The following is a 23,512-nucleotide window of genomic DNA, read 5'->3' on the forward strand; positions in this document are numbered from 1 at the left end:
CTTAATCTATCAATTGAGCTTCTTTGAGCGCACCGACGGCTGCCAGCCAGCGCGGGTCCTGACGGTATTCGGTACTGGCGAACGACCGGCCGCGCATCCGCGCAATGCGCGCGGATGGCTTGACCTTAAGGCGCTGGGCTGCGCTCAGGGCGAGCTCCGCCGCCGCGCGATCATTGCACACCAGGCCCATGTCGCAACCAGCGGTCAGTGCCGCCTCGATGCGACTGGCAGCATCACCGACCACGTGCGCACCGGCCATGGACAGGTCGTCGCTGAAAATCACCCCGTCAAATTGCAGCTCACCGCGCAGGATGTCCTGCAGCCAGCGCCGGGAGAAACCGGCAGGCTGGGAGTCGACTTGCGGATAGATCACATGAGCCGGCATGACCGCGGCCAACTGCTTGCTCAACCGGGCGAACGGCACCAGGTCGTTGGCACGAATTTCTTCCAGGCTGCGCTCGTCGTTCGGGATCGCGACGTGGGAATCCGCCTCGGCCCAACCGTGACCGGGGAAGTGCTTGCCGGTGGCCGCCATGCCGGCGCTGTTCATGCCGCGAATGAATGCACCCGCCAACAATGCCGCGCGCTCAGGGTCACCCTCGAACGACCGGGTGCCGACCACGGCGCTGCGCTGATAGTCGAGGTCCAGCACCGGAGCGAAACTCAGGTCCAGGCCAACGGCCAGCACTTCGGTGGCCATGATCCAGCCACATTGCTCGGCCAGGTATTCGGCATTCGGGTTATCGGCAATCGCACGCATGGCCGGCAACCGCACAAAGCCCTGGCGCAGACGCTGTACCCGGCCACCCTCCTGATCCACCGCCAGCAGCAGATCGGGACGAATGGCACGGATTGCCGCACTCAATTCACGCACCTGGCGTGGATGCTCGATGTTGCGCGCGAAAATAATCAGGCCGCCCACCTCGGGCTGGCGCAACAATTGGCGATCTTCGGCCGTCAGCCAGGTACCGGCGACGTCCACCATCAACGAGCCTTGCAGGCCAGCAGTCATAGCAATTCCTTGGTTACGAGGAACCCGGCCCGCGCGAATTCGCCGCGATGGGCAATGCCCGGCAGGTCGGCGATATCAATGGGGGAAGGATTCAAAACGAGAGTCGGCATGGGCGGCTAGCTTAACGGATGTCAGCTGCCGCGCCCACCCGTGCGCGGTCAAACCTTGGCGGCAACCGTCGAGGACTTGCTGCGCGGACGCAACTGCGCAGTAGCCATGGCCGTATCAGTCACCCCGGTTTCGGCGCGCATGCCGGCGGCCAGGAACGGCACCATCAGGCGCATTACCTGCTCTATCGAAGTGTTCACACCAAAGTCGGTCTCGGCAATCGCCCGCAAGGCCTTGATCCCGGACATGCTGAACGCCGCCGCACCCAGCATGAAGTGCACACGCCAGAACAGTTCGATCGGCGGGATCCGCGGCGCCGCTTCATTGACCAGCATCATGTAGCGGCGAAATACCTTGCCGTACATATCTTCCAGGTAACGCCGCAAATGCCCCTGGCTCTGACTAAAGGCCAGGCCCAGAAGGCGCATGAAAATAGATAGATCGTTACCGCTGCGTGGCTGCACCACCAGGGCCTGCTCGACGAGGATCTCCAGCAGTTCTTCGAGTGTCGGCTTGATTTCGGGCTTGGCCTGGCGCCGCTCCAGCTCTTTATCGAGGCTGATGCAAAACGGTCCGAGGAAACGCGAGAAGACGGCCTGGATCAGGGCCTTCTTGGAGCCGAAGTGATAGTTCACCGCTGCCAGGTTGACCCCGGCCTTGCTGGTGATCAGACGCAATGAGGTTTCGGCGAAACCTTTTTCCGCGAACAACTGCTCGGCAGCATCGAGAATGCGTTCAACGGTTTCCGACTGGGCCATGGCTACTCCGCCTGACAAACACTTGTTTGAAACATACGTTTCAAACCCCGCCTTGTCAAGCATGGCCACGCGTTTCGCCGCGTGCGTCCCTACATTTAACCATAGATCAGTAAAGCTTCCATCCGTACGTTGACACACCGTCCGGCGCCCTGTGAAAAAAGGAGCATTGCCAAGATCGCGCCACTGTATATAATCCCAGTCACTGTATAAAAAAACAGAGCGATCAATATGCTAAAGCTGACGCCACGCCAAGCCGAAATTCTGGCCTTCATCAAACGCTGCCTGGAAGACAACGGCTATCCGCCCACTCGCGCGGAAATCGCTCAGGAACTGGGGTTCAAGTCACCCAATGCCGCGGAAGAACACCTCAAGGCACTGGCCCGCAAGGGTGCAATCGAGATGACACCCGGCGCGTCCCGCGGCATTCGCATCCCCGGCTTCGAAGCCAAGGCGGACGACTCCACCCTGCCGATCATTGGCCGGGTTGCAGCAGGCGCCCCGATTCTTGCGCAGCAGCACATCGAAGAGTCGTGCAACATCAATCCTGCGTTCTTCCATCCACGCGCGGACTACCTGCTTCGCGTCCACGGCATGAGCATGAAGGATGTCGGCATTTTCGACGGCGACCTGCTGGCGGTACATACCACCCGCGAGGCCCGTAACGGCCAGATCGTGGTTGCCCGGATCGGCGACGAAGTCACCGTCAAGCGCTTCAAGCGTGACGGCAGCAAAGTCTGGCTGATCGCCGAGAATCCCGAGTTCGCCCCGATCGAAGTGAACCTTCAGGACCAGGAACTGGTGATCGAAGGCTTGAGTGTCGGCGTGATACGCCGCTAAAGGAGGCATCATGCAGTTTCCACAGACATCGCCACAGCAAGCCCAACTTTCGCTGTTCGAAGCGTTCATGGCCCAGCCATTGGCACCGATCCTGAAAGACGTGGTCGAAGCGCCCTGGAGCGCCGAGCCCGAAGTTTTCAGTGAGCTGTCACTGCGCGGTGCAGCCGGAAACTGCCTGAACCTTCTGGCGCCGATTCTTCGGGAATTGAGCCAGGACCAGGATGCGCGCTGGCTGACACTGATAGCCCCGCCCGCCAGCCTGACCCAGGCCTGGCTACGCGATGCAGGCCTCAACCGCGAACGCATTCTGCTGCTGCAACCACGGGGCAGCCAAAGTGCCCAGCAACTGACCTGTGAAGCCCTGCGCCTGGGCCGCAGCCATACGGTGGTCAGTTGGCTCAACCCGTTGAATGCCCAATCTCGGCAACAACTGATCAGCGCCGCCCGCACCGGGGACGCTCAGAGCCTGAATATTCGACTGGGTTAACGGCAGGCAAGACGCGTTTTGATCCGCGTAAGGCTTCTCCAAGGGACGGAGAAGCCGATATGTGGCGATACAGGATAATGCGACGGACGGGGATCAGTGCAGAACCCGCGATCCCTCTTCCTTTTCGAATTCGCCCTCGACAAGGCGACCCGCCATCTGCACGCCGACGCTCAGCATCGCCTTGGCGACCTCTACGTGCTGGCCTTGCAGAAACACCTTGGCATCCTCGGAGAAATCCAAAGTAACCAGAGAACCTTCGTCCTCGGCCCTGCGCAGCTCGATTCGGCCGTCTGGTAACTCGACAATTTCTAGAAAGGACGTTGGCATAAAGGACTGTTCTCCACGAAAGGCGAGCATTATATAGGCATCGTTCAGGCTTCGCTTGGTATCTTGACCAGCTGTCATTGCCTGGACGCTTCTTTCAGCACTCGTTCAGGCCTTCGCGAAACCTGATCGCCAACCCTTTCAGGTTTTGACGCCAGCTCTCCAGCTCTTCCCGACCAAGCTCCTCGACTGCCTCCTCTTCGTCCAGGTTTACCGCCAGGATCAACGGTTGCGTCACATCGCCTTTTGGCTTGCGCGGCGCTCTTGGCGGCTGGAACAGCGCAGCATGGGCCGCCAACAGCTTGGCCAGCCAGGTTTGCGGATTGTGGGCCAGTTCGACCATCTCGGCCATTTCCGGAATGGCGATGGTTTCCAGCACTTCTCGAGTCAGCAACAGCTCTGCACGGGGCGCATTGGCTTGTGGCAGACGATAGAAGCCGGCGATTTCATGGCACAGCCCCAACAAGGCGCCGTACAGGTGAAACAATGCCGATTCGCGTCCGGCCTGGATCAGCGCCAGGGAGTTCATTGCCCGCCCCTCCTCCGCCCGCGCGAGCGCCTCAAGCGACAGGCCGGCGAAATAAATCTTCTGATTGGTACGGGTATAGAGTTCGTGGGCCATGACGGCAGCCTCCACAACGAATAAGGGCTTCTAGCAGGTCAGACAGTGTCGTGGATCGGCCGATGCGACTGCAAGCCCTACCATACAAGCGAGCCTGCTCCGGGCGGCGTTCCGACGATGGACGTCAACGATAACGCGAGCTTTCTGGATAAACGCGTCGCCCTAGCGTTTTTTCGCGAGCGTGCTCGCTCCTACAGAAAGAGACAGCAGACAACCAACAAAAAGGCCGCATGAACACCCTAAGGTGCTCATGCGGCCTTTTTGCTACCGCAGGCCGTTAAGCCTTGGCGGCCGGACGCTTGTCTTCAACCTTCCACTTGCCACCGTCATAGAACGCTTTCCAGCCAGTCGGCTTACCGTCGACTTCGGTCTGCACGTACTGTTCCTTGGTCTTGCGGCTATAACGGATTACCGCTGGCAGGCCATCCGGGTCCTTCTTCGGCGCTTCGCAGAGGAAGTGATACTTGGGATCGATCTCATCCTTGTGCGGGATGATTTCCAGCACCAGAGGAGCACGGGTCTCACGGTTTTTCGGGAACTGGCTGGCCGCCAGGAACAGTCCGGATGCACCATCGCGCAGGATGTAGGTGTCGTTGACCTTTTCGCACTTCAGCTCGGGCATCTTCACCGGGTCCATCTTCGGCGGCGCCGCATCACCGCTTTTCAGCAGTTTGCGGGTGTTCTTGCAGGTCGCATTGGTGCAACCGAAGAACTTGCCGAAACGGCCGGTCTTGAGCTGCATCTCGCTGCCACACTTGTCGCATTCCAGGCTCGGGCCTTCATAGCCTTTGATGCGGTAGGTGCCTTCCTCGATTTCGTAGCCATTGCAATCGGGGTTGTTACCGCAGATGTGCAGCTTGCGCTTCTCATCCAGCAGGTAGGCATCCATCGCCGTGCTGCAGATCGGGCAGCGATGCTTGCCACGCAACACCAGCGACTCCGACTCACCCTCGTCGTCCGCGGCGATTTCATCGCCCGGCACCAGGTTAACGGTGGCCTTGCAGCGCTCTTTCGGCGGCAGGCTGTAGCCCGAGCAACCGAGGAACACGCCGGTCGAAGCAGTACGAATCTGCATCGGACGACCGCAGGTGGTGCACGGAATGTCGGTCATTACCGGCTGGTTGGCACGCATGCCGTTGTCCGGGCTTTCGGCAACTTCCAGTTTCTTCTTGAAGTCGCCGTAGAACTCGTCCAGCACGTTTTTCCAGTCGCGTTCGCCCTGGGCCACGTCATCGAGGTGCTCTTCCATGCCGGCGGTGAAGCCGTAGTCCATCAGGTTGGAGAAGCTTTCGGACAGGCGCTCGGTAACGATGTCTCCCATCTTTTCCGAGTAGAAGCGGCGGTTATGCAGCGCCACGTAGCCACGGTCCTGGATTGTCGAAATGATCGCCGCATAGGTCGAAGGACGACCAATACCGCGCTTTTCCATTTCCTTGACCAGGCTGGCTTCCGAATAACGCGCCGGCGGCTTGGTGAAATGCTGGGTCGGATCAAGCTTGATCAGCTTCATCGCATCGCCCTGGGCCATGTCCGGCAATACATCGTCGTCGCCTGGCTTGGCAATTTGCGGCATGACACGGGTGTAACCGTCGAACTTGAGGATGCGGCCCTTGGCGCGCAGCTCGAAGTCGCCGGCACCGACGGTGACGGTAGTCGACAGGTATTGCGCCGGCAGCATCTGGCAAGCGAGGAACTGGCGCCAGATCAGCTCGTAGAGCCGCTCAGCGTCACGCTCCATGCCCGACAGCTTGCTTGGCTCGGTATTGGCGTCGGAAGGACGAATCGCTTCGTGAGCCTCCTGTGCGCCTTCCTTGCTGCTGTAGACGTTCGGCGTTTCCGGCAGGTACTTCTTGCCGAACTCGCCTTCAATATAGGTACGCGCCATCGCCACGGCGTCAGCCGAGAGGTTGGTGGAGTCGGTACGCATGTAAGTGATGTAGCCGGCTTCATACAGACGCTGGGCCATCATCATGGTCTTCTTCACGCCGAAGCCCAGGCGGTTGCTCGCGGCCTGTTGCAGGGTGGAGGTGATGAATGGCGCCGACGGCTTGCTGCTGGTCGGCTTGTCTTCGCGCTTGACGATGCTGTAGCTGGAAGCCTTGAGCTTTTCCAGCGCGGCCATGGCCTGGGCTTCATTGAGCGGCTTGAAGGCTTCGCCTTTCTCGCGAGCCACGTCGAAACGCACGTTCGCGCCCTTGGCGGTGCCGAGGTCAGCGTGGATTTCCCAATACTCTTCAGGGTTGAAGGCACGGATTTCGCGCTCACGCTCAACAACCAGCTTTACCGCTACCGACTGCACGCGACCGGCGGACAGGCCACGAGCGATCTTGGCCCACAGCAGCGGCGAAACCATGTAACCCACTACGCGGTCGAGGAAGCGACGCGCCTGCTGAGCGTTGACACGATCGATGTCCAGTTCGCCCGGCTGGGAGAAGGCTTCCTGAATCGCCTTCTTGGTGATTTCGTTGAACACCACGCGCTTGTAGCGGCTGTCGTCACCACCGATGGCTTCGCGCAGGTGCCAGGCAATGGCTTCCCCCTCGCGATCCAAGTCGGTTGCGAGATAGATGGTGTCAGCATCCTTGGCGAGCCGGCGCAGCTCTTCGATGACTTTCTCTTTGCCCGGGAGGATCTCGTACTTGGCTTTCCAGCCATGATCCGGATCGACACCCATGCGCGCGACCAGCTGCTTGCGCGCCTTTTCTTTCGGCGAGAGCACCGGACCTTCACCTGCGGCGGCCTTGCCACGCTTGGCAGCTGGCTCTTTGCTGGCGCTAGCCGAACCGCTGGTGGGCAGGTCTCGGATATGGCCGATACTCGACTTCACCACGTATTGGTTACCCAGATACTTGTTGATGGTCTTGGCCTTAGCCGGGGATTCCACAATGACCAGCGATTTGCCCATGGATCAGAAAATTCCTGAATTCGAGAAGTGAAAGGCGATTGGCGCCTGACGCGGCACCGCTATATATAGTGGCAACAAGGTGAGGTCAAGCGCAGGGTTTTGCGCGCCCTCGGCTTATGGCCTGTTAAAAAGGCTTTCTTCGGCCTGCACCAGAGCAAAGCGCGGCACCTGTTCGCCGTCAACCTCGACGGACTCCAGGAACATGCTCAAGGGACGTACCCAAAAGCCGTAATCGCCATACAGGGCTTGGTAGAAGACCACTTCTTCTTCGCTTTCCGAATGCCGCGCGACACTGAATACGCGGTACTGCGGACCTTTGTAATGTTGGTAGAGCCCAGGTTGTATCGGCATGCTTTGGCCCTCACTCAATTTTTTTCAAAATAAAAACAAAAATAAATCCGGAAAAACAAAAACCGGGGCACTTGGCCCCGGCTTCCATCAACGAGACGCTTAAACGCGTTCGAAGACGGTGGAGATGCCTTGGCCGAGACCAATGCACATGGTGGCTACCCCAAAGGTGCCGCCATTTTGCTTCATCACGTTGAGCAAAGTGCCCGAGATACGCGCACCGGAGCAACCGAACGGGTGACCCAGGGCAATCGCGCCGCCGTGCAGGTTAACCTTCTCGTTCATCTTGTCGAGTACTTTCAGATCTTTCAGCACTGGCAGGGCCTGTGCGGCGAAAGCTTCGTTGAGCTCGAAGAAGTCGATATCGGAAATACCAAGACCCGCACGCTTCAATGCTTTTTGTGTGGCCGGTACTGGACCATAGCCCATGATCGCCGGGTCCACACCTGCCACTGCCATCGAGCGAATCACCGCCATAGGCTGGATCCCCAGGTCCTGTGCACGCTGCGCCGACATCACGATCATGCACGAGGCACCATCAGTGATCTGCGACGAAGTACCGGCTGTCACGGTGCCGCCCTTTGGATTGAACGCTGGCTTCAACGCTGCCAGGCTTTCCAGAGTGGTCTCCGGACGAATGGTTTCGTCGTAGTCGAAGGTTTTCAGGAAACCGTTCTCGTCGTAACCCTGCATCGGGATGATTTCGTCTTTGAATTTGCCTTCCACGGTCGCCTTGTGGGCGAGTTGGTGGGAGCGCAAACCGAAAGCGTCCTGTTGCTCGCGGGTGATGCCGTGCATCTTGCCGAGCATTTCCGCGGTCAGGCCCATCATGCCCGAGGCTTTCGCCGCGTGCAGCGACATGTGCGGGTTCGGATCGACACCGTGCATCATGCTCACGTGGCCCATGTGCTCGACGCCGCCGACAACGAACACGTCACCGTTGCCGGTCATGATCGCTTGCGCGGCAGTGTGCAGGGCACTCATGGACGAACCACACAGGCGGCTGACGGTCTGGCCGGCCGAGGTGTGCGGGATCTGGGTCATCAGGGACGCCATGCGGGCGATGTTCCAGCCCTGTTCCAGGGTCTGGTTCACGCAGCCCCAGATCACGTCTTCGACTTCGTTCGGGTCGACCTTGACGTTGCGTTCCAGCAATTTGCTGATCAGGTGCGCCGACATGTCTTCGGCGCGGGTGTTGCGGTGCATGCCGCCCTTGGAGCGGCCCATCGGAGTACGACCGAAGTCGACAATCACGACGTCTCTAGGATTCAAGCTCATAAGTTCACTCTCACTCTAGTTGGGGGCACTTAACCGAAGAAGCTCTGGCCGTTCTTGGCCATTTCACGCAGCTTCGCGGTCGGGTGGTACAGCGCGCCCAAATCAGCGTACTGGTCAGCCAGGGCAACGAACTGGGCAACACCGATCGAATCGATGTAGCGCAGCGCACCGCCACGGAATGGAGGGAAACCAATACCGTAGACCAGACCCATGTCGGCTTCGGCAGCGGTTTCGACAATGCCGTCTTCAAGGCAACGCACGGTTTCCAGGCACAGCGGGATCATCATCCAGTTGATGATGTCTTCGTCAGTGACTTCGCGCTGCTCGTAGACGATTGGCTTGAGCACTTCCAGTACCGCCGGGTCGGCGACTTTCTTCTGCTTGCCTTTCTTGTCGGTCTCGTAGGCGTAGAAGCCCTTGCCGTTCTTCTGGCCCAGGCGCTTGGCTTCGTAGAGCACGTCGATGGCCGTACGACGGTCATCTTTCATGCGATCAGGGAAACCTTCAGCCATTACGTCACGGCCGTGGTGGCCGGTGTCGATGCCGACCACGTCCATCAGGTAGGCCGGGCCCATAGGCCAGCCGAATTTTTCCATGACTTTGTCGATACGCACGAAGTCCACACCGGCGCTGACCAGCTTGGCGAAACCGCCGAAGTACGGGAACAGGACGCGGTTGACCAGGAAGCCCGGGCAGTCGTTGACGACGATCGGGTTCTTGCCCATTTTCTTGGCGTAGGCAACGGTGGTGGCAATCGCCAGCTCGCTGGACTTCTCGCCACGGATGACCTCAACCAGCGGCATCATGTGCACCGGGTTGAAGAAGTGCATGCCGACGAAGTTTTCCGGACGCTTGAGGTTTTTGGCCAGCAAGGTGATGGAAATGGTCGAGGTGTTCGAGGCGAGGATAGTGTCCTCTTTGACCTGGTCTTCGACTTCGGCCAGAACGGCTTGCTTGACCTTTGGGTTCTCGACGACAGCTTCAACCACCAGGTCGACGTGACCGAAATCACCGTAGGACAAGGTAGGACGAATGCCGTTGAGTACTTCGGCCATTTTTGCGGCGGTCATGCGGCCTTTTTCAACGCGGCCAACCAGCAGTTTGGCGGCTTCGGCCAGCCCCTGCTCGATACCGTGCTCGTTGATGTCCTTCATCAGGATCGGCGTGCCTTTGGAAGCCGACTGGTAGGCGATGCCGCCACCCATGATGCCGGCGCCCAGTACGGCGGCCTGCTTCACGTCCTTGGCGATTTCGTCGTAGGCCTTGGCCTTTTTCTTCAGCTCCTGATCGTTCAGGAACAGACCGACCAGGCTTTGTGCAGCAGAGGTCTTGGCCAGTTTGACGAAACCGGCAGCTTCGACTTCCAGCGCCTTGTCACGACCGAAGTTCGCAGCTTTCTGGATGGTCTTGATCGCTTCAACCGGCGCCGGGTAGTTCGGGCCAGCCTGACCGGCCACGAAACCTTTGGCGGTTTCGAAGGCCATCATTTGTTCGATAGCGTTCAGCTTGAGTTTCTCAAGCTTGGGCTGACGCTTGGCCTTGAAGTCGAACTCACCGGAAATGGCGCGCTTGATCAGTTCCAGGGCAGCATCTTGCAATTTCTCAGGAGCAACCACTGCATCGACGGCACCGACTTTCAGCGCGTCTTCAGGACGGTTTTCCTTGCCAGCGGCAATCCACTCGATGGCGTTGTCGGCACCGATCAGGCGCGGCAGACGCACGGTACCGCCGAAGCCCGGGTAGATGCCCAGCTTGACTTCCGGCAGACCGATCTTGGCCTTGGTGGACATGACGCGGTAGTCCGCCGCCAGGCACATTTCCAGGCCGCCACCCAACGCGATGCCGTTGATGGCCGCTACGGTCGGCACGTTGAGGTCTTCGAAATCGCTGAAAATCTTGTTGGCTTCGAGGTTGCCAGCAACCAGCTCTGCATCCGGCAGCTTGAAGTTGTCGACAAATTCAGTGATGTCGGCACCGACGATGAACACGTCCTTGCCGCTGCTGACGATCACACCCTTGATCGAATTATCTGCCTTGATGGCGTCCACGGCCTGACGCAGTTCGTTCAGGGTTAGACGGTTGAACTTGTTGACGGACTCACCCTTGAGGTCGAACTTCAGTTCGACGATGCCACTTTCAAGAGCCTTAACCGTGATGGCTTTACCTTCGTAAATCATCAACTGATCTCCACGATATGGAAGCTGAACAGTACACGTCGGACGCAGGCGAATGGTTCGGCAGGGACGGTTTCCGTCGATGCTACGCCCATTCCCCCGACACACCCGCCAACGCGATATTCGGGATTCTGTAGGAGCGATCTGTAAAACAAACGCTCAATTCATACGCCCGTTTGATTTGGGTACGTCACCTTCACGGAATTTCCGACAATTGTCAATCGCCTGAAACAGGGGATGGAGCGCGACTTTACGGTCATTTCCGTACTACGAGGCCTTAAACACGCCGAAGCATGTGAACGCATTCATAGGATCAATTGTTAGAAAAGTCGCCCTAATTCCCTGCAGGCCGCGTTTAACGAGCTACGCTGGCGAAAAGCGGGATAAACATGAATGCTTTTTGGCAATGCCTGATGCAAATTCAGCCCGAACCGATTTACCGGCCTGCCTGGCCAAACCGGCCCGATGATACTGTCGGGCTTTTTTTTGCCCGACTCCTGCAGGAGCCAGCATGCTGGCGATGGTGGTCAACGATGACGCGGCAAACCTGACGCCCCGAGGCGTTCTCTGGTTTTTCGCGAGCATGCTCGCGCCTACGCCAGCGTCTGCAGGAGGGAGTTCAGGCGAGCGCCTTCAAGGTGGCGTCGATCTGTTGCAATACCTCGGCTTCGCCCTTCTCGCCCCAGTACAAAGCGATCATCTGCCTGTCCGCCTCGACCTTGTAGACATTGCCTGGCAATTTTTCGAAATGATTGAGTAACGCCGGATCTTCGCAGATTTCCTGCCACTGATTGACCCAGACACCTGGCGATTTCTGCCAGTAACTCCAGCACGCAGGCTGACTGCCCCGGCGCGGGCGATGGTACTGCGCACACGGGCTTGGCGGCTCCTGGCTGAGCCAGTGCGGCCACTCCTGAGGCGCCAATTGCATGGCCAGGCCGATGCGTCGGGCCTCCATGCGCAGGGCTATCCGGCCACTCTGGGCACGGGACGGGCGCAACCATGCCAGTGGACTCAGCACCACCAGCAGGATTGACAGCACTATCCAGACCGTCATATCTGTACTCCCGATTCTTGATGGGCACATTGGGTCACTTTGGAACCAATGCGCTTGAAACCAGCCATACTTACCAATATTGCAATCCCTCAGGAGGAGCACCTCATGCCCTACAACCACATTCTGGTCGCTGTAGATCTAACCGAAGAGTGCGATCCTGTAATCCACCGCGCTCGCGAACTGTCGGTAAGTAGCGGTGCGAAGCTGTCGCTGGTGCACATTGTCGAGCCAATGGCCATGGCCTTTGGCGGTGATGTGCCAATGGACCTGTCACAACTGCAACAACAGCAGTTCGATCAGGCCAAAGAGCGCCTTGACCGGCTGATCGTGAAGTATCCGGAGCTTACCCGGGAATACAGCCACCTGACCTACGGCCAGCCACGCCAGGAGATTCACCATCTGGCCAAGGAACAGACCTGTGACCTGATCGTGGTGGGCAGCCATGGCCGGCATGGCCTGGCACTGCTGCTAGGCTCCACCGCCAACGACGTGTTGCATGGCGCCCCTTGCGATGTCCTCGCTGTACGCCTGCAAAACAAAAGCTGACAATACAAATCATTGTGGGAGCGGGCTTGCTCGCGAAAGCGGTGTGACAGTCGACACATTCGTTGAATGTTAAACCGCCTTCGCGAGCAAGCCCGCTCCCACATGGAATCTGCGATAATCCGCAGATCGCATTGCATATGAAAAGCCCGGCGTTCATCACTGAACGCCGGGCTTTTTTATTGCGCGATCAATCAGGCATCCAGCTCGGCCCAGCGCTCGACCATCACGTCGAGTTCAGCCTGCAACTGTTCCAGCTGAGCGATCACCGCAGCCGTCTCGGCAGCCGGACGCAGGTAGAAATCGGCATCGGCCATCTGCGCCTCAACGGCGGCAATCTGCTGTTCCATGGCTTCGATCTGCCCCGGCAGCGCTTCCAGTTCACGCTGCAACTTGTAGCTGAGCTTCTTCTTCGCCACGGGTGTCTCGACTGCCGCCGCGACTGGCGCAGGCTCGGCCTTGACCACTGCCGAATTGAGGTCGGCCTTGCCGGACTTGCTTTCGGTCACACCCAGCAGGCGTGGTGAACCGCCCTGACGCAGCCAGTCCTGATAGCCACCGACATATTCGCGAACCTTGCCTTCACCTTCGAAGACCAGGGTGCTGGTGACCACGTTGTCGAGGAATGCCCGGTCGTGGCTGACCATCAGCACGGTGCCGTTGAAGGTCAGCAGGACTTCTTCGAGCAGCTCCAGGGTTTCAACGTCGAGGTCGTTGGTCGGTTCGTCGAGCACCAGCAGGTTCGCCGGCTTGCTGAACAGCTTGGCCAGCAGCAGACGAGCGCGTTCACCACCAGACAGCGCCTTGACCGGCGTGCGCGCACGCTGCGGGCTGAACAGGAAGTCGCCGAGGTAGCTCAGCACATGGCGGCTCTGGCCGTCGATATCGATGAAGTCGCGACCTTCGGCGACGTTGTCGATCACGGTCTTTTCCAGATCCAGCTGGTGGCGCAACTGGTCGAAGTAGGCCACATCGATCTTCGTGCCCTCTTCCACCTTGCCGCTGGTTGGCTGCAGGCCGCTGAGCATCAGCTTGAGCAGCGTGGTCTTGCCGGTACCGTTGGCGCCGAGCAGGCCGATACGGTCACCGCGCTGCAGCACCATCGAGAAATCCTTGATCAGGAACGGGCCACCCGGGTGAGCGAAGCTCACATTCTCGAGGACCATCACCTGCTTGCCGGACTTGTCGGCGGTTTCCAGCTGGATATTGGCCTTGCCGGTACGCTCACGACGCTCGCTGCGCTCCACGCGCAAGGCTTTGAGGGCACGCACGCGGCCCTCGTTACGGGTGCGACGGGCCTTGATGCCCTGGCGAATCCACACTTCTTCCTGGGCCAGGCGCTTGTCGAACAGGGCATTGGCGGTGGCTTCCGCCGCCAGTTCGGCTTCTTTGTGCACGAGGAAACTGGCGTAATCGCCATTCCAGTCGATCAGGCCGCCGCGATCCAGTTCGAGGATGCGGGTCGCCAGGTTCTGCAGGAAAGAACGGTCGTGCGTGATGAACAGCACGGCGCCCTGGAAATCCTTCAGTGCTTCTTCAAGCCAGGCGATTGCACCGATGTCCAGGTGGTTGGTCGGCTCATCGAGCAACAGCAGGTCCGGCTCGGACACCAGGGCCTGGGCCAGCAGCACGCGACGACGCCAGCCACCGGACAATTCGGCGAGGGTCTTGTCCGCCGGCAACTGCAGGCGGCTCAGGGTGCTGTCGACCAGGGTCTGCAAGCGCCAGCCATCACGGGCTTCGAGGTCGTGCTGAACGTGCATCAGCTTGTCCAGGTCGGCATCGGTGACGCAGTTCTGGCTCAGGTGGTGATATTCGGCAAGCAAGGCACCGACGCCGTCCAGGCCTTCGGCAACCACGTCGAACACTGTCCGCTCGTCGGCCACCGGCAATTCTTGCGGCAATTCGCCGATCTTGAGCCCGGGTGCACGCCAGACAGAGCCGTCATCGGGCTTCTGGTCGCCCTTGACGAGCTTCATCATGCTGGACTTGCCAGTGCCGTTGCGGCCGATGATGCACACCCGCTCACCACGGGCGATCTGCCAGGACACCTTGTCCAACAACGGCATAGCGCCGAAAGCAAGGGACACATCGCTGAATTTGAGCAGGGTCATGAGCTTCTCCAAAAACCGGGCGCGCATTCTACCTGACTTGGGGCGTCAGAAGGCCGGCAATTTCATTCTCGTAGCACTCTGCATGACAAATGTTGCTAACTGATGCCGTGACGCCGGCAAAGCTTTCGCGCGTTGCTGGCAAAAGGCTAAGCTACAGATAATTCAGTGGGGGCCTGACCCGCACTTGTCATGATTTCTCTGCCCGGATGTCTCATGCGCAGTCGCCTTTTCAGTCTCTTATCCTGCTTTGTTCTTTCTGCCGCTGCCGTTCAATCCGTACAGGCCGTGGATATTTCCACCCAACGCCAGTATTACGATGAAGCCAAGCGCGCCCTGGCCAAGGGCGACTCCGGCCCGTACTTTCGCTACAACCAGGCCCTGGCCGATTATCCGCTGGAGCCCTATCTGGCCTATGACGAGCTGACCGCTCGCCTGAAAACCGCGAGCAACGCCGAAATCGAGAAATTCCTCGCCGAACATGGCGATCTGCCGCAAGCCAACTGGATGAAGCTGCGCTGGTTGCGCTGGCTGGCCGACCGTGGCGACTGGGCGACCTTCGTCAAGTATTACGACCCGAAAATGAACTTCACCGAACTGGACTGCCTGAATGCGCAGTACCAGATCAGCCATAACCTCAAGTCCGAAGGTTACGCCAACGCCAACAAGCTCTGGCTGACAGGCAAATCGCAGCCCGAGGCCTGCGACACGCTGTTCGCCATGTGGGCTGCCGATGGCCAGTTGACCGAGCAAAAACGCTGGGAGCGCGTCAAGCTTGCCGCCCAGGCACGCAACTATCCGCTGGCAAACAGCCTGACCAACGGCTTGACCACCCTCGCCCCGCGCGGTCGCTTGCTGATCGACGTGGCGCAGAAACCGGAAATGCTCAACCAGCCTTCGCGTTTCACTCCGGCCGATGAACCCATGTCTGACGTGGTCAGCCTCGGCCTGCGCCGCCTGGCCCGCCAGGATCCGGACCGGGCCATGAACCTGCTCGACGGCTATGCCAGCAGCATGCATTTCTCCCGGGATGAAAAAGTCGCGATCGCCCGGGAAATCGGGCTGACCCTCGCCAAACGGTTCGACGGTCGGGCACTGAACCTCATGACCCAGTACGATCCGGAACTGCGCGACAACACGGTGTCCGAGTGGCGCTTGCGCCTGCTGCTGCGCCTGGCGCGCTGGGACGAGGCCTATCAGTTGACGCGCCGCGTGCCGCAAGACCTGGCCACCGCCAACCGCTGGCGCTACTGGCAGGCCCGCAGCCTGGAGCTGGCGCAGCCACAGAGCCCGGAACCCCAGAGCCTGTACAAGAACCTGGCCCGCGAGCGCGACTTTTATGGCTTCATGGCGGCCGATCGTTCGCAATCGCCCTACTCGCTGCTCAACAAGCCGCTGGCACTCAGCCAGGCCACCATCAATAAAGTACGCAACACACCCGGCATCCGCCGAGCCCTGGAGTTCCACGCCCGCGGCCAGATCGTCGACGGTCGCCGCGAGTGGTACCACGTCAGCCGCCATTTCAGCCGTGATGAAATGGTCGCCCAGGCCAAACTGGGCTACGACCTGAGATGGTATTTCCCGGCGATCCGCACCATCAGCCAGGCGCAATACTGGGATGACCTGGACATCCGTTTCCCCATGGCCCATCGCGAAACCCTGGTGCGTGAAGCGAAGAATCGCGGACTGCATCCGAGCTGGGCGTTTGCCATCACCCGTCAGGAAAGCGCCTTCATGGACGATGCTCGCTCCGGCGTCGGTGCAACGGGCCTGATGCAGCTGATGCCCGCGACCGCCAAGGAAACCGCACGCAAGTTCAGCATTCCTTATTCCTCGCCACAGCAGTTGCTCAACCCGGACAAGAACATTCAGCTCGGCGCCGCCTATTTGAGCCAGGTGCACAGCCAGTTCAACGGCAACCGCGTCCTCGCCTCCGCCGCCTACAACGCCGGTCCCGGCCGCGTGCGCCAGTGGCTGCGCGGCGCAGACCACCTGAGCTTCGACGTGTGGGTGGAGAGCATCCCGTTCGACGAAACCCGCCAGTACGTGCAAAACGTGCTGTCGTATTCGGTGATCTACGGCCAGAAACTCAACTCACCGCAACCGATCGTGGATTGGCATGAGCGGTATTTCGACGATCAGTAAGAGCTGCAGCGGCAAGCTTTAAGCCACAAGCTGCGAGCAGTTCTCGCTAGCCGTAAAAATGCCCGCATTTGAAAGATGCGGGCATTTTTTATTGATCCATTTGGTCGCTACTTAGTCGATTACTGGGTCGAATACTTCCTGGCCATCATTGAACTGCAACGCCGCCAACCGCGCATACAGCGCATTACTGGCGATCAGCTCCAGGTGCGTGCCCACCGCTACCAGTTTCCCTTGGTCCATCACCGCGATCCGGTCGGCGTTTTTCACGGTGGCCAGGCGGTGGGCGATGACCAGGGTGGTGCGGTTTTTCATCAGGCTTGGCAGGGCTTGCTGGATCAGGTGTTCACTCTGGGCATCGAGGGCGCTGGTGGCTTCGTCGAGCAACAGGATCGGTGCATCCACTAACAAAGCCCGGGCGATGGCCAGGCGCTGGCGCTGGCCGCCGGACAAACCCAGACCGCCGTCGCCCAGGTGCGTCTGGTAGCCATTGGGCATGGCCTCGATGAAGTCATGGGCATAGGCGATTTTCGCCGCTTCCCGGACCTGCTCCGGGGTTGCTGCCGGATTACCGTAACGAATGTTTTCTTCGATGCTGCCGAAAAATAGCGCCGGGTTTTGCGAGACCAGGGCGAAGCAGCGGCGCAAGTCCAATGGGTCGAGCTGTACCAGCGGCACGCCATCGAGCAGGATGCACCCCTCGGCGGGGTCGTAGAAACGCAGCAGCAGATCGTACACCGTGGACTTGCCGGCGCCGGAGGGACCAACCAGTGCGAGGGTTTCGCCGGCATTGATCGAAAGGCTCAAACCATCGACGGCATAGCTTTCAGGACGTGACGGGTAAGAAAAGCGCACCGCTTGCAGCTGCAGATTGCCCCGGACTCGCTCCGGTAGCGCCACTGCCCCGGTAGCTGGCGGCTGGATGATGTTTTCCGAGCGCAGCAACTCGGCGATCCGCTCGGCGGCCCCGGCCGCACGCTGCAATTCCCCTATCACCTCGCTCAATGTGCCGAATGCACTGCCGACGATCAGGCTATAGAAGACAAACGCCGCCAGCTCGCCTGCGGAAATCCGCCCGGCGATCACGTCCATGCCGCCGACCCAGAGCATCACCCCGACCGCACCGAGCACCAGCACGATCACCAGGGTGATCAGCCAGGCGCGCTGAAAGATGCGTTTGCGCGCGGTGTCGAAGGCATCTTCCACGGTCCTGGCGAAGCGCCGCTCGTCCTGCGCCTGATGGTTGTAGGCCTGCACGGTTTTGATCTGGCCCAGGGTTTCCGAGACGTAGCTGCCGATGTCGGCAATCCGGTCCTGGCTCAGGCGCGACAGGTTGCGCACCCGGCGCCCGAAAATCAGGATCGGCGCGATCACCAATGGCAAAGCCACCACCACGATACTGGTGAGCTTGGGGTTGGTCACAAACAGCAGCACTATCCCGCCCAGCACCATCAGCAGATTGCGCAGGAACAGCGACAACGAAGAACCGATAACCGATTGCAGCAGCGTGGTATCGGCGGTCAAGCGTGACTGGATCTCCGAGCTGCGGTTGTCTTCATAAAAACCCGGGTGCAGGTAGATCAAATGGTTGAACACCTGGCGCCGGATGTCAGCGACGCAACGCTCGCCGATCCACGACACCAGGTAAAAACGCGCAAAGGTGCCGACCGCCAGCCCCATCACCAGCAACAGGAACAGACCGATGGACTGGTTGAGCAGGTGTGGCGACTGGGTCATGAAACCCTGGTCCACCAACAGGCGAATCCCCTGCCCCATGGACAAGGTGATTGCAGCGGTGACGATCAACGCGAGCAAGGCACCCAGGGCCTGCCAGCGGTACGGGACGAGGAAACGACTGGCCAGGCGAATCGCACGGCGTTGACGGGCAGAGAGCATCGCAATCATCCACGGAGGTCATTAAGGTCAGCCTACACGCTCGTTGGCCGAGGAACTTTGTAAATCACAATGCGTCAGGTTAATTATGACCGGCAAGACTAGTGACTAGACGCTAATGGTCTAAAGTTCGAGTAGCCAGATGATGGCATTTCTGGTGGACTGGTAACGCCGTTTCGGAAAGACCGCAGGGAGTTGTCATAGCCCGGTCACCTGACGGCTTTAAAGTAGGCACACACCTGAAGAGGAGACAGGCCATGTCCTTGCAAAACAGCAGCGATGACAAGATTCAAGTGATCCGCACGCAGCCAGACCAGTCTCTGGGTTGCTCGATTATCGACGAACAGGGCCGCGAGGTACCGATCACTGAAGCAATGATCCAGTGCGCCTGCCGCGAACTGGAAGACCGATTGGTCAAGCCTGCCGAACAAAAGTGATGTAGCCACCGTCTTCTTGACCCGGCCCGTTGTTGGCCGGGTTTTTTATGCCCAGTGGTGTATCAGACCGCTGTTGAGCCAAGGGCTGCCACTATTTGCCGCAACGCCGCTGAGTCGCCCTCGATCCGCACCTGCAATCCGTCGATCTCACGACGCGGCGGATAGTTCTTGCGCAGCACATCGAATGCCGCACGCTGCTCGCTGACACTGCCGACAAGGCTGCGACGAAAATCCGCATCGTCGCGGCGCGGGTCGTACACACCACGGCACAACGTCGCCAGGGCCCAGGCCGGATCGGTTTGTGCGTTCAGGGTCACGTGCGCCAGCCAGGGTGCCGGCAATAAATCGCTCAAGCTGACCACGGCCGGTTGTCCGAGAAACTGGCAATACGCCTGATAGATCTGCGCAGTCCCGCGCTGCTTGCCATCGAGGCTGTAACCGGCAATGTGCGGTGTCGCCAGCACGCACAGATCAGCCAGGGCAACATCGACTTCCGGTTCGCCTTCCCAGACATCCAGCACCGCCTGGAGGTCTTCGCGCTCCAGCAGCACTTCGCGCAGCGCTGCGTTGTTCACCACCGGACCACGACTGGCGTTGATCAGCCAGGCGCCTGGCTTGAGCTGCTTCAGGCGTTTTTCGTCAAACAGATGCCAGGTCGGCTGCGCGCCTCGCTTGCTCAACGGCGTGTGCAGGCTGATGACGTCGCATTCTTCGATGATCCGCTCAAGGCTGACGTAATCGCCACCTTCAGCAACTTGCCGGGGCGGGTCGCAGACCAGCACCTTCCAGCCCAGGCCTTGCAGGACGTTGACCAGCCGCCCGCCCACTTGTCCGGCACCGACCACGCCGTAGGTGCGTTGTGTCAGGTCGGCGCCCTCTATCTCGGCCAGGGTCAGCAGGCTGCCGAGCACGTAGTCAACCACCCCGCGGGCATTGCAGCCCGGGGCGCTGGACCAGGTGATGCCGGCCTGATGGAAGTACTCCAGGTCCAGGTGGTCGGTGCCGATGGTGCAGGTGCCGACAAAACGCACCTTGCTGCCTTCGAGCAATGCGCGGTTGACGTTGGTGACCGAACGCACCAGCAGTACATCGGCCTGTTCGACGGTAGCACGATCGATGGAGCGACCCGGTACCCGGCGGATTTCACCGAAGCCTTCAAAGAAGGCATCGAGCAGGGGGATGTTTTCGTCGGCAACAATCAGCATGGCAGGCTCCTTGGGCGGATCGGCAGTGTAGGCGTAGATACCCTCCAGCGCCTATCCCTCTGTGCTGCGGCTGCAATTTCGGGAGATTACAAATAGGTAACACTGTCTTTTCCTGACTACTGCGTCAAGGCGTAGAATGCGCGACTGTACTTAGCACCCCTTGGACGTTTCGCCTTTGAATTCCGTGACTGACCGCCCTGCCGCCCTCTCCCTTTCTCGCCCGGCCCGGGTACGCCTTGAGCTGAAGAATCTGCTCGGCCTGGCCCTGCCGATCATGATCGCGCAACTGGCGACCACCGCCATGGGCTTCGTCGATGCGGTGATGGCCGGCCGGGTTGGGCCACGTGACCTCGCTGCCGTGGCCCTGGGCAACTCGATCTGGGTGCCGGTGTTCCTGCTGATGACCGGCACCTTGCTGGCGACCACACCAAAAGTTGCCCAGCGCTTCGGTGCCGGCACCCACAGTGAAATCGGCCCGATCGTACGTCAGGCACTGTGGCTGGCACTGGTCGTCGGCCTGCTGGCGACCGGCGCACTGTTCAGCGCCGAACCGATCCTGCACGTCATGAAGGTCGATCCCGAACTGATCGGCCCATGCATGCAATACCTGCATGGCATTGCCAGTGGCTTGCCTGCCGTCGCGTTCTATCATGTGCTGCGCTGTTTCAGTGACGGCCTGGGCCGCACCCGGCCGGCGATGGTGCTGGGCCTGTGCGGCCTGGCCTTGAACATTCCCCTCAATTACATCTTCATCTACGGCCACTTCGGCGTCCCGGCCATGGGCGGCGTTGGCTGCGGTTGGGCCACCGCCATCGTGATGTGGGTGATGGCCCTGGGCATGGCCGGCTGGGAGCGCTGGGCACCGGCCTATCAGTCGAGCCAATTGTTCAGCCGCTTCGACTGGCCGCAATGGTCGGTGATCAAGCGCTTGCTGGGGATCGGTCTGCCGATCGGGATTGCGGTGTTTGCCGAGTCGAGCATCTTCGCCGTGATTGCCCTGCTGATCGGCAGCCTTGGTGCCACTGTAGTCGCCGGACACCAGATCGCCCTGAACTTCAGCTCGCTGGTGTTCATGATCCCCTACTCCCTGGGCATGGCCGTCACCGTTCGGGTCGGCCAGGCCCTGGGCCGTCAGCAACCGCGCGAAGCACGCTTCGCCGCCGGGGTCGGCATGGGCACGGCGCTGGCGTATGCCTGCCTGTCCGCGAGCCTGATGCTGTTGCTGCGCGAGCACATCGCCGCGATCTACACTGCCGATCCAACGGTGATCCAGGTGGCGGCGATGCTGATCGTGTATTCGGCGCTGTTCCAGTTTTCCGATGCGATCCAGGTGACAGCCGCCGGCGCACTGCGTGGTTATCAGGACACGCGGGTGACCATGATCCTGACGCTGTTTGCCTACTGGGGGATCGGCTTGCCGGTGGGTTACGCCCTGGGCTTGACCGACTGGTTCGGCGCACCGAGCGGCCCGAGCGGACTGTGGCAGGGACTGATCGTGGGCTTGAGTTGCGCGGCGCTGATGCTGTCTATTCGCCTGACGCGCAGTGCACGAAAACGGATCCGCATCAGCCATTCGGCGGGTTGAGCGCACACAAAAAAAGGCCTGCAAATGCAGGCCTTTTTTTGGCTTCGTTACCCAGACTTCTTGCGAATCCAGTAGAGGTAGGTGCCTGCCTCTTCGTGCTGCGCGATCAGCTCGTGGTCGAGAAAAACGCAGAACTTGGGGATATCGCGACGGGTCGACGGATCGGTGGCGATCACCTTGAGCAGGCCGCCGGGCACCAGGTCACGGATGTGCTGGTGCAGCATCATCACCGGCTCCGGGCAGTTGAGGCCGGTGGCGTCGAGGGTGCCGTCTACCGGCGTATCAAGCATTTCACTCATGATTTACTCCTGAAACTTGCCGGCATTGTCGCGCATAGCCGGGTGTTCGGTCATCTGTATCGTGGCTAGGGGGCTTGTCGGAACGCCACATCGCCCCGTTGGACTACGCAGTAGTCCCATCGCAGTTTTGGACCCATAACAGTTTTGGGGCCGCTTCGCGGCCCAACGGGGGCAAGCCCCCTCGCCACAAAGGCTCTCCCACAGGGAGCCGTGTGAATCAGCGGGATTTGGGCTTCTTCACGTCCAGGCGGCGCAAGTGGCAGGTCACTTCTTCACGGTCGTGATACAGCTGCTTGCAGCCGATCTCGACCCGGATGCCCCGTGCCTTGAAGCCGTCGGCAATCCGTTCCAGCAAACGCTTCACTTCGGCATAGCGCTGCTTCATCGGCAGTTTCAGGTTGACCACTGCCTCGCGGCAATGCCCGTCGCCAATCCACTCTTCCAGCATCGCCGCGTTACGCGCAGGTTTTTCGACGATGTCACAAACCATCCAGTCCACCGGCTGCTTGGGCTTGAAGGTAAAACCATCAGCCATCAAGTGTTGCACCAGCCCGGTGTCCATCAGGCTTTCGGCCATCGGGCCGTTGTCGATGGCGGTCACCAGCATGCCGCGATTGACCAGTTGCCAGGTCCAGCCACCGGGGGCGGCACCCAGGTCGACGCCGGTCATGTCGCCGTGCAGGCGCTCGTCCCACTGATCCCGTGGAATGAAGTGGTGCCAGGCCTCCTCCAGCTTCAAGGTTGAGCGGCTCGGTGCCTCGCGGGGAAACTTCAGGCGCGGGATGCCCATCGGCCACATCGCCGAGTTGTTCGACTCGGCCAGGCCCATGAATACTTCACGGCCGCTTTTGAAGGTCAGCAGCAGCCGCGGTTTGTGCGCATCTTCCACCAGTTTGCCGGCGGCCATCAGCGCCTTGCGCAGGTGAACTTCGAACTTCTTGCAGAAGTTCGACAGTTCCTTGCCGTCGTTGGTATCGACCATTTCCAGCCACAGGCTGCCGCACAGCGGGAAGTCCGCCATGTGCGCAAGGATTACACTGATACGGTCGGTTTCCGGCAGATCGATGAAAATCCCCCGGGCCCATTGGCGCGGGAAGATCAGCTCGGCGAAACGCTGACCGCGCATCAGGCGCTCGGCGCCGTCTTCTTCGGTGCAGACAAATTCGGCGCAGGCGCTGGCAGTCTTGGCCTTGGCATACCCGGCCACATTCAGCCGTGCGGCAAGGTCGGAAATCTCGGAACAGACTTCGCCTTCGAAGCCCGGCCGGCAATGCATAAAGAGGGTGTTCATTCTTACTCCTGGGCAGATGGCGATAAATTACGCCGCTGCGCGATGCCCAGACGTTGCGTTGAAGCAAAGCCTGTCACGAAAACCCGCGCATGATAG

20 protein-coding genes are annotated in these 23,512 nt (G+C 60.1%); 6 read left to right on the forward strand and 14 right to left on the reverse strand.

What is annotated here, in order from left to right:
* Position 1: 1 nt before the first annotated feature.
* Both nagZ and KW839_RS12225 read right to left on the reverse strand, forming a co-directional pair.
* Positions 2-1,000: a beta-N-acetylhexosaminidase gene (gene nagZ / locus KW839_RS12220; RefSeq protein ID WP_218424579.1), complete on the reverse strand. Its 999-nt coding sequence runs from the start codon at positions 998-1,000 to the stop codon at positions 2-4.
* A gap of 170 nt (positions 1,001-1,170) precedes the next feature.
* Entirely contained in the window at positions 1,171-1,878 is a 708-nt protein-coding gene (locus KW839_RS12225; protein ID WP_060540147.1) for a TetR/AcrR family transcriptional regulator, read from the reverse strand.
* A 228-nt stretch (positions 1,879-2,106) separates the two neighbouring features.
* Between KW839_RS12225 and lexA the strand changes: the two genes are divergently transcribed.
* Positions 2,107-2,715, forward strand: a complete 609-nt coding sequence (gene lexA / locus KW839_RS12230) for a transcriptional repressor LexA (RefSeq protein ID WP_007974043.1) — start codon at positions 2,107-2,109, stop codon at positions 2,713-2,715.
* Positions 2,716-2,725: 10 nt separating this feature from the next.
* Positions 2,726-3,202 (forward strand): SOS-induced cell division inhibitor SulA, encoded by a 477-nt coding sequence (gene sulA, locus KW839_RS12235; RefSeq protein WP_060540148.1) that lies wholly within the window; start codon positions 2,726-2,728, stop codon positions 3,200-3,202.
* A gap of 93 nt (positions 3,203-3,295) precedes the next feature.
* On the opposite strand, the gene KW839_RS12240 is transcribed toward sulA, so the two are convergent.
* From KW839_RS12240 to KW839_RS12270, 7 genes are all read right to left on the reverse strand, one after another.
* Entirely contained in the window at positions 3,296-3,529 is a 234-nt protein-coding gene (locus tag KW839_RS12240; RefSeq protein ID WP_060540174.1) for a hypothetical protein, read from the reverse strand.
* Positions 3,530-3,623: 94 nt separating this feature from the next.
* Positions 3,624-4,148 carry a DUF6586 family protein gene (locus KW839_RS12245; RefSeq protein WP_218424487.1) on the reverse strand — a complete coding sequence of 175 codons (525 nt, stop codon included), beginning with the start codon at positions 4,146-4,148 and terminating at the stop codon, positions 3,624-3,626.
* Between the two features lie 277 nt (positions 4,149-4,425).
* The gene (gene topA / locus KW839_RS12250; RefSeq protein ID WP_060540150.1) at positions 4,426-7,053 is read right to left on the reverse strand and encodes a type I DNA topoisomerase; all 2,628 of its coding nucleotides are present in this window, start codon (positions 7,051-7,053) and stop codon (positions 4,426-4,428) included.
* Positions 7,054-7,167: 114 nt separating this feature from the next.
* Positions 7,168-7,404 (reverse strand): DUF1653 domain-containing protein, encoded by a 237-nt coding sequence (locus KW839_RS12255; protein ID WP_218424488.1) that lies wholly within the window; start codon positions 7,402-7,404, stop codon positions 7,168-7,170.
* A 99-nt stretch (positions 7,405-7,503) separates the two neighbouring features.
* On the reverse strand, positions 7,504-8,679 hold the full coding sequence (gene fadA / locus KW839_RS12260; RefSeq protein ID WP_060540152.1) for an acetyl-CoA C-acyltransferase FadA: 1,176 nt from the start codon (positions 8,677-8,679) through the stop codon (positions 7,504-7,506).
* A gap of 29 nt (positions 8,680-8,708) precedes the next feature.
* Positions 8,709-10,856, reverse strand: a complete 2,148-nt coding sequence (gene fadB / locus KW839_RS12265) for a fatty acid oxidation complex subunit alpha FadB (RefSeq protein WP_060540153.1) — start codon at positions 10,854-10,856, stop codon at positions 8,709-8,711.
* Positions 10,857-11,472: 616 nt separating this feature from the next.
* Positions 11,473-11,910, reverse strand: coding sequence for a hypothetical protein (locus KW839_RS12270; protein ID WP_060540154.1), 438 nt, complete (start codon positions 11,908-11,910; stop codon positions 11,473-11,475).
* Positions 11,911-12,015: 105 nt separating this feature from the next.
* On the opposite strand from KW839_RS12270, the gene KW839_RS12275 reads away from it, so the two are divergent.
* Positions 12,016-12,456 (forward strand): universal stress protein, encoded by a 441-nt coding sequence (locus KW839_RS12275; RefSeq protein WP_060540155.1) that lies wholly within the window; start codon positions 12,016-12,018, stop codon positions 12,454-12,456.
* A 191-nt stretch (positions 12,457-12,647) separates the two neighbouring features.
* Here the strand turns inward: KW839_RS12275 and KW839_RS12280 are convergent, their stop codons facing one another.
* Positions 12,648-14,567 carry an ATP-binding cassette domain-containing protein gene (locus tag KW839_RS12280; protein ID WP_218424489.1) on the reverse strand — a complete coding sequence of 640 codons (1,920 nt, stop codon included), beginning with the start codon at positions 14,565-14,567 and terminating at the stop codon, positions 12,648-12,650.
* A 213-nt stretch (positions 14,568-14,780) separates the two neighbouring features.
* Between KW839_RS12280 and KW839_RS12285 the strand changes: the two genes are divergently transcribed.
* Entirely contained in the window at positions 14,781-16,709 is a 1,929-nt protein-coding gene (locus tag KW839_RS12285; protein ID WP_060540157.1) for a transglycosylase SLT domain-containing protein, read from the forward strand.
* Between the two features lie 111 nt (positions 16,710-16,820).
* Here KW839_RS12285 and KW839_RS12290 read toward each other — a convergent pair whose 3' ends face one another.
* Positions 16,821-18,611 (reverse strand): ABC transporter transmembrane domain-containing protein, encoded by a 1,791-nt coding sequence (locus KW839_RS12290; RefSeq protein WP_218424490.1) that lies wholly within the window; start codon positions 18,609-18,611, stop codon positions 16,821-16,823.
* Positions 18,612-18,856: 245 nt separating this feature from the next.
* Between KW839_RS12290 and KW839_RS12295 the strand changes: the two genes are divergently transcribed.
* Positions 18,857-19,036, forward strand: coding sequence for a PA1571 family protein (locus KW839_RS12295; protein WP_060540158.1), 180 nt, complete (start codon positions 18,857-18,859; stop codon positions 19,034-19,036).
* Positions 19,037-19,098: 62 nt separating this feature from the next.
* On the opposite strand, the gene pdxB is transcribed toward KW839_RS12295, so the two are convergent.
* On the reverse strand, positions 19,099-20,241 hold the full coding sequence (pdxB, locus tag KW839_RS12300) for a 4-phosphoerythronate dehydrogenase PdxB (protein WP_218424491.1): 1,143 nt from the start codon (positions 20,239-20,241) through the stop codon (positions 19,099-19,101).
* A gap of 175 nt (positions 20,242-20,416) precedes the next feature.
* Here pdxB and KW839_RS12305 point away from each other — a divergent pair, with 175 nt between their 5' ends.
* A complete protein-coding gene (locus KW839_RS12305) occupies positions 20,417-21,826 on the forward strand; it encodes an MATE family efflux transporter (RefSeq protein ID WP_218424492.1) in 1,410 nt (469 codons plus the stop codon).
* A 47-nt stretch (positions 21,827-21,873) separates the two neighbouring features.
* Here KW839_RS12305 and tusA read toward each other — a convergent pair whose 3' ends face one another.
* The gene (gene tusA, locus KW839_RS12310) at positions 21,874-22,125 is read right to left on the reverse strand and encodes a sulfurtransferase TusA (RefSeq protein ID WP_060539761.1); all 252 of its coding nucleotides are present in this window, start codon (positions 22,123-22,125) and stop codon (positions 21,874-21,876) included.
* A gap of 217 nt (positions 22,126-22,342) precedes the next feature.
* A complete protein-coding gene (gene rlmM / locus KW839_RS12315) occupies positions 22,343-23,416 on the reverse strand; it encodes a 23S rRNA (cytidine(2498)-2'-O)-methyltransferase RlmM (protein WP_218424493.1) in 1,074 nt (357 codons plus the stop codon).
* Between the last annotated feature and the right edge of the window lie 96 nt (positions 23,417-23,512).

Origin of the sequence: Pseudomonas sp. PDM31 (genome assembly GCF_019218965.1) — a bacterium.
Taxonomy (GTDB): domain Bacteria; phylum Pseudomonadota; class Gammaproteobacteria; order Pseudomonadales; family Pseudomonadaceae; genus Aquipseudomonas.

Bases quoted from the DNA above. Each gene is read 5' to 3' on its own strand.
- KW839_RS12295 (WP_060540158.1), top strand. From the start codon at position 18,857: ATGTCCTTGCAAAACAGCAGCGATGACAAGATTCAAGTGATCCGCACG.
- KW839_RS12255 (WP_218424488.1), bottom strand. From the start codon at position 7,404: ATGCCGATACAACCTGGGCTCTACCAACATTACAAAGGTCCGCAGTAC.
- KW839_RS12275 (WP_060540155.1), top strand. From the start codon at position 12,016: ATGCCCTACAACCACATTCTGGTCGCTGTAGATCTAACCGAAGAGTGC.
- KW839_RS12245 (WP_218424487.1), bottom strand. From the start codon at position 4,148: ATGGCCCACGAACTCTATACCCGTACCAATCAGAAGATTTATTTCGCC.
- fadA (WP_060540152.1), bottom strand. From the start codon at position 8,679: ATGAGCTTGAATCCTAGAGACGTCGTGATTGTCGACTTCGGTCGTACT.
- rlmM (WP_218424493.1), bottom strand. From the start codon at position 23,416: ATGAACACCCTCTTTATGCATTGCCGGCCGGGCTTCGAAGGCGAAGTC.
- KW839_RS12285 (WP_060540157.1), top strand. From the start codon at position 14,781: ATGCGCAGTCGCCTTTTCAGTCTCTTATCCTGCTTTGTTCTTTCTGCC.
- sulA (WP_060540148.1), top strand. From the start codon at position 2,726: ATGCAGTTTCCACAGACATCGCCACAGCAAGCCCAACTTTCGCTGTTC.
- KW839_RS12280 (WP_218424489.1), bottom strand. From the start codon at position 14,567: ATGACCCTGCTCAAATTCAGCGATGTGTCCCTTGCTTTCGGCGCTATG.
- KW839_RS12240 (WP_060540174.1), bottom strand. From the start codon at position 3,529: ATGCCAACGTCCTTTCTAGAAATTGTCGAGTTACCAGACGGCCGAATC.
- KW839_RS12270 (WP_060540154.1), bottom strand. From the start codon at position 11,910: ATGACGGTCTGGATAGTGCTGTCAATCCTGCTGGTGGTGCTGAGTCCA.
- topA (WP_060540150.1), bottom strand. From the start codon at position 7,053: ATGGGCAAATCGCTGGTCATTGTGGAATCCCCGGCTAAGGCCAAGACC.
- lexA (WP_007974043.1), top strand. From the start codon at position 2,107: ATGCTAAAGCTGACGCCACGCCAAGCCGAAATTCTGGCCTTCATCAAA.
- KW839_RS12225 (WP_060540147.1), bottom strand. From the start codon at position 1,878: ATGGCCCAGTCGGAAACCGTTGAACGCATTCTCGATGCTGCCGAGCAG.
- pdxB (WP_218424491.1), bottom strand. From the start codon at position 20,241: ATGCTGATTGTTGCCGACGAAAACATCCCCCTGCTCGATGCCTTCTTT.
- tusA (WP_060539761.1), bottom strand. From the start codon at position 22,125: ATGAGTGAAATGCTTGATACGCCGGTAGACGGCACCCTCGACGCCACC.
- fadB (WP_060540153.1), bottom strand. From the start codon at position 10,856: ATGATTTACGAAGGTAAAGCCATCACGGTTAAGGCTCTTGAAAGTGGC.
- KW839_RS12290 (WP_218424490.1), bottom strand. From the start codon at position 18,611: ATGATTGCGATGCTCTCTGCCCGTCAACGCCGTGCGATTCGCCTGGCC.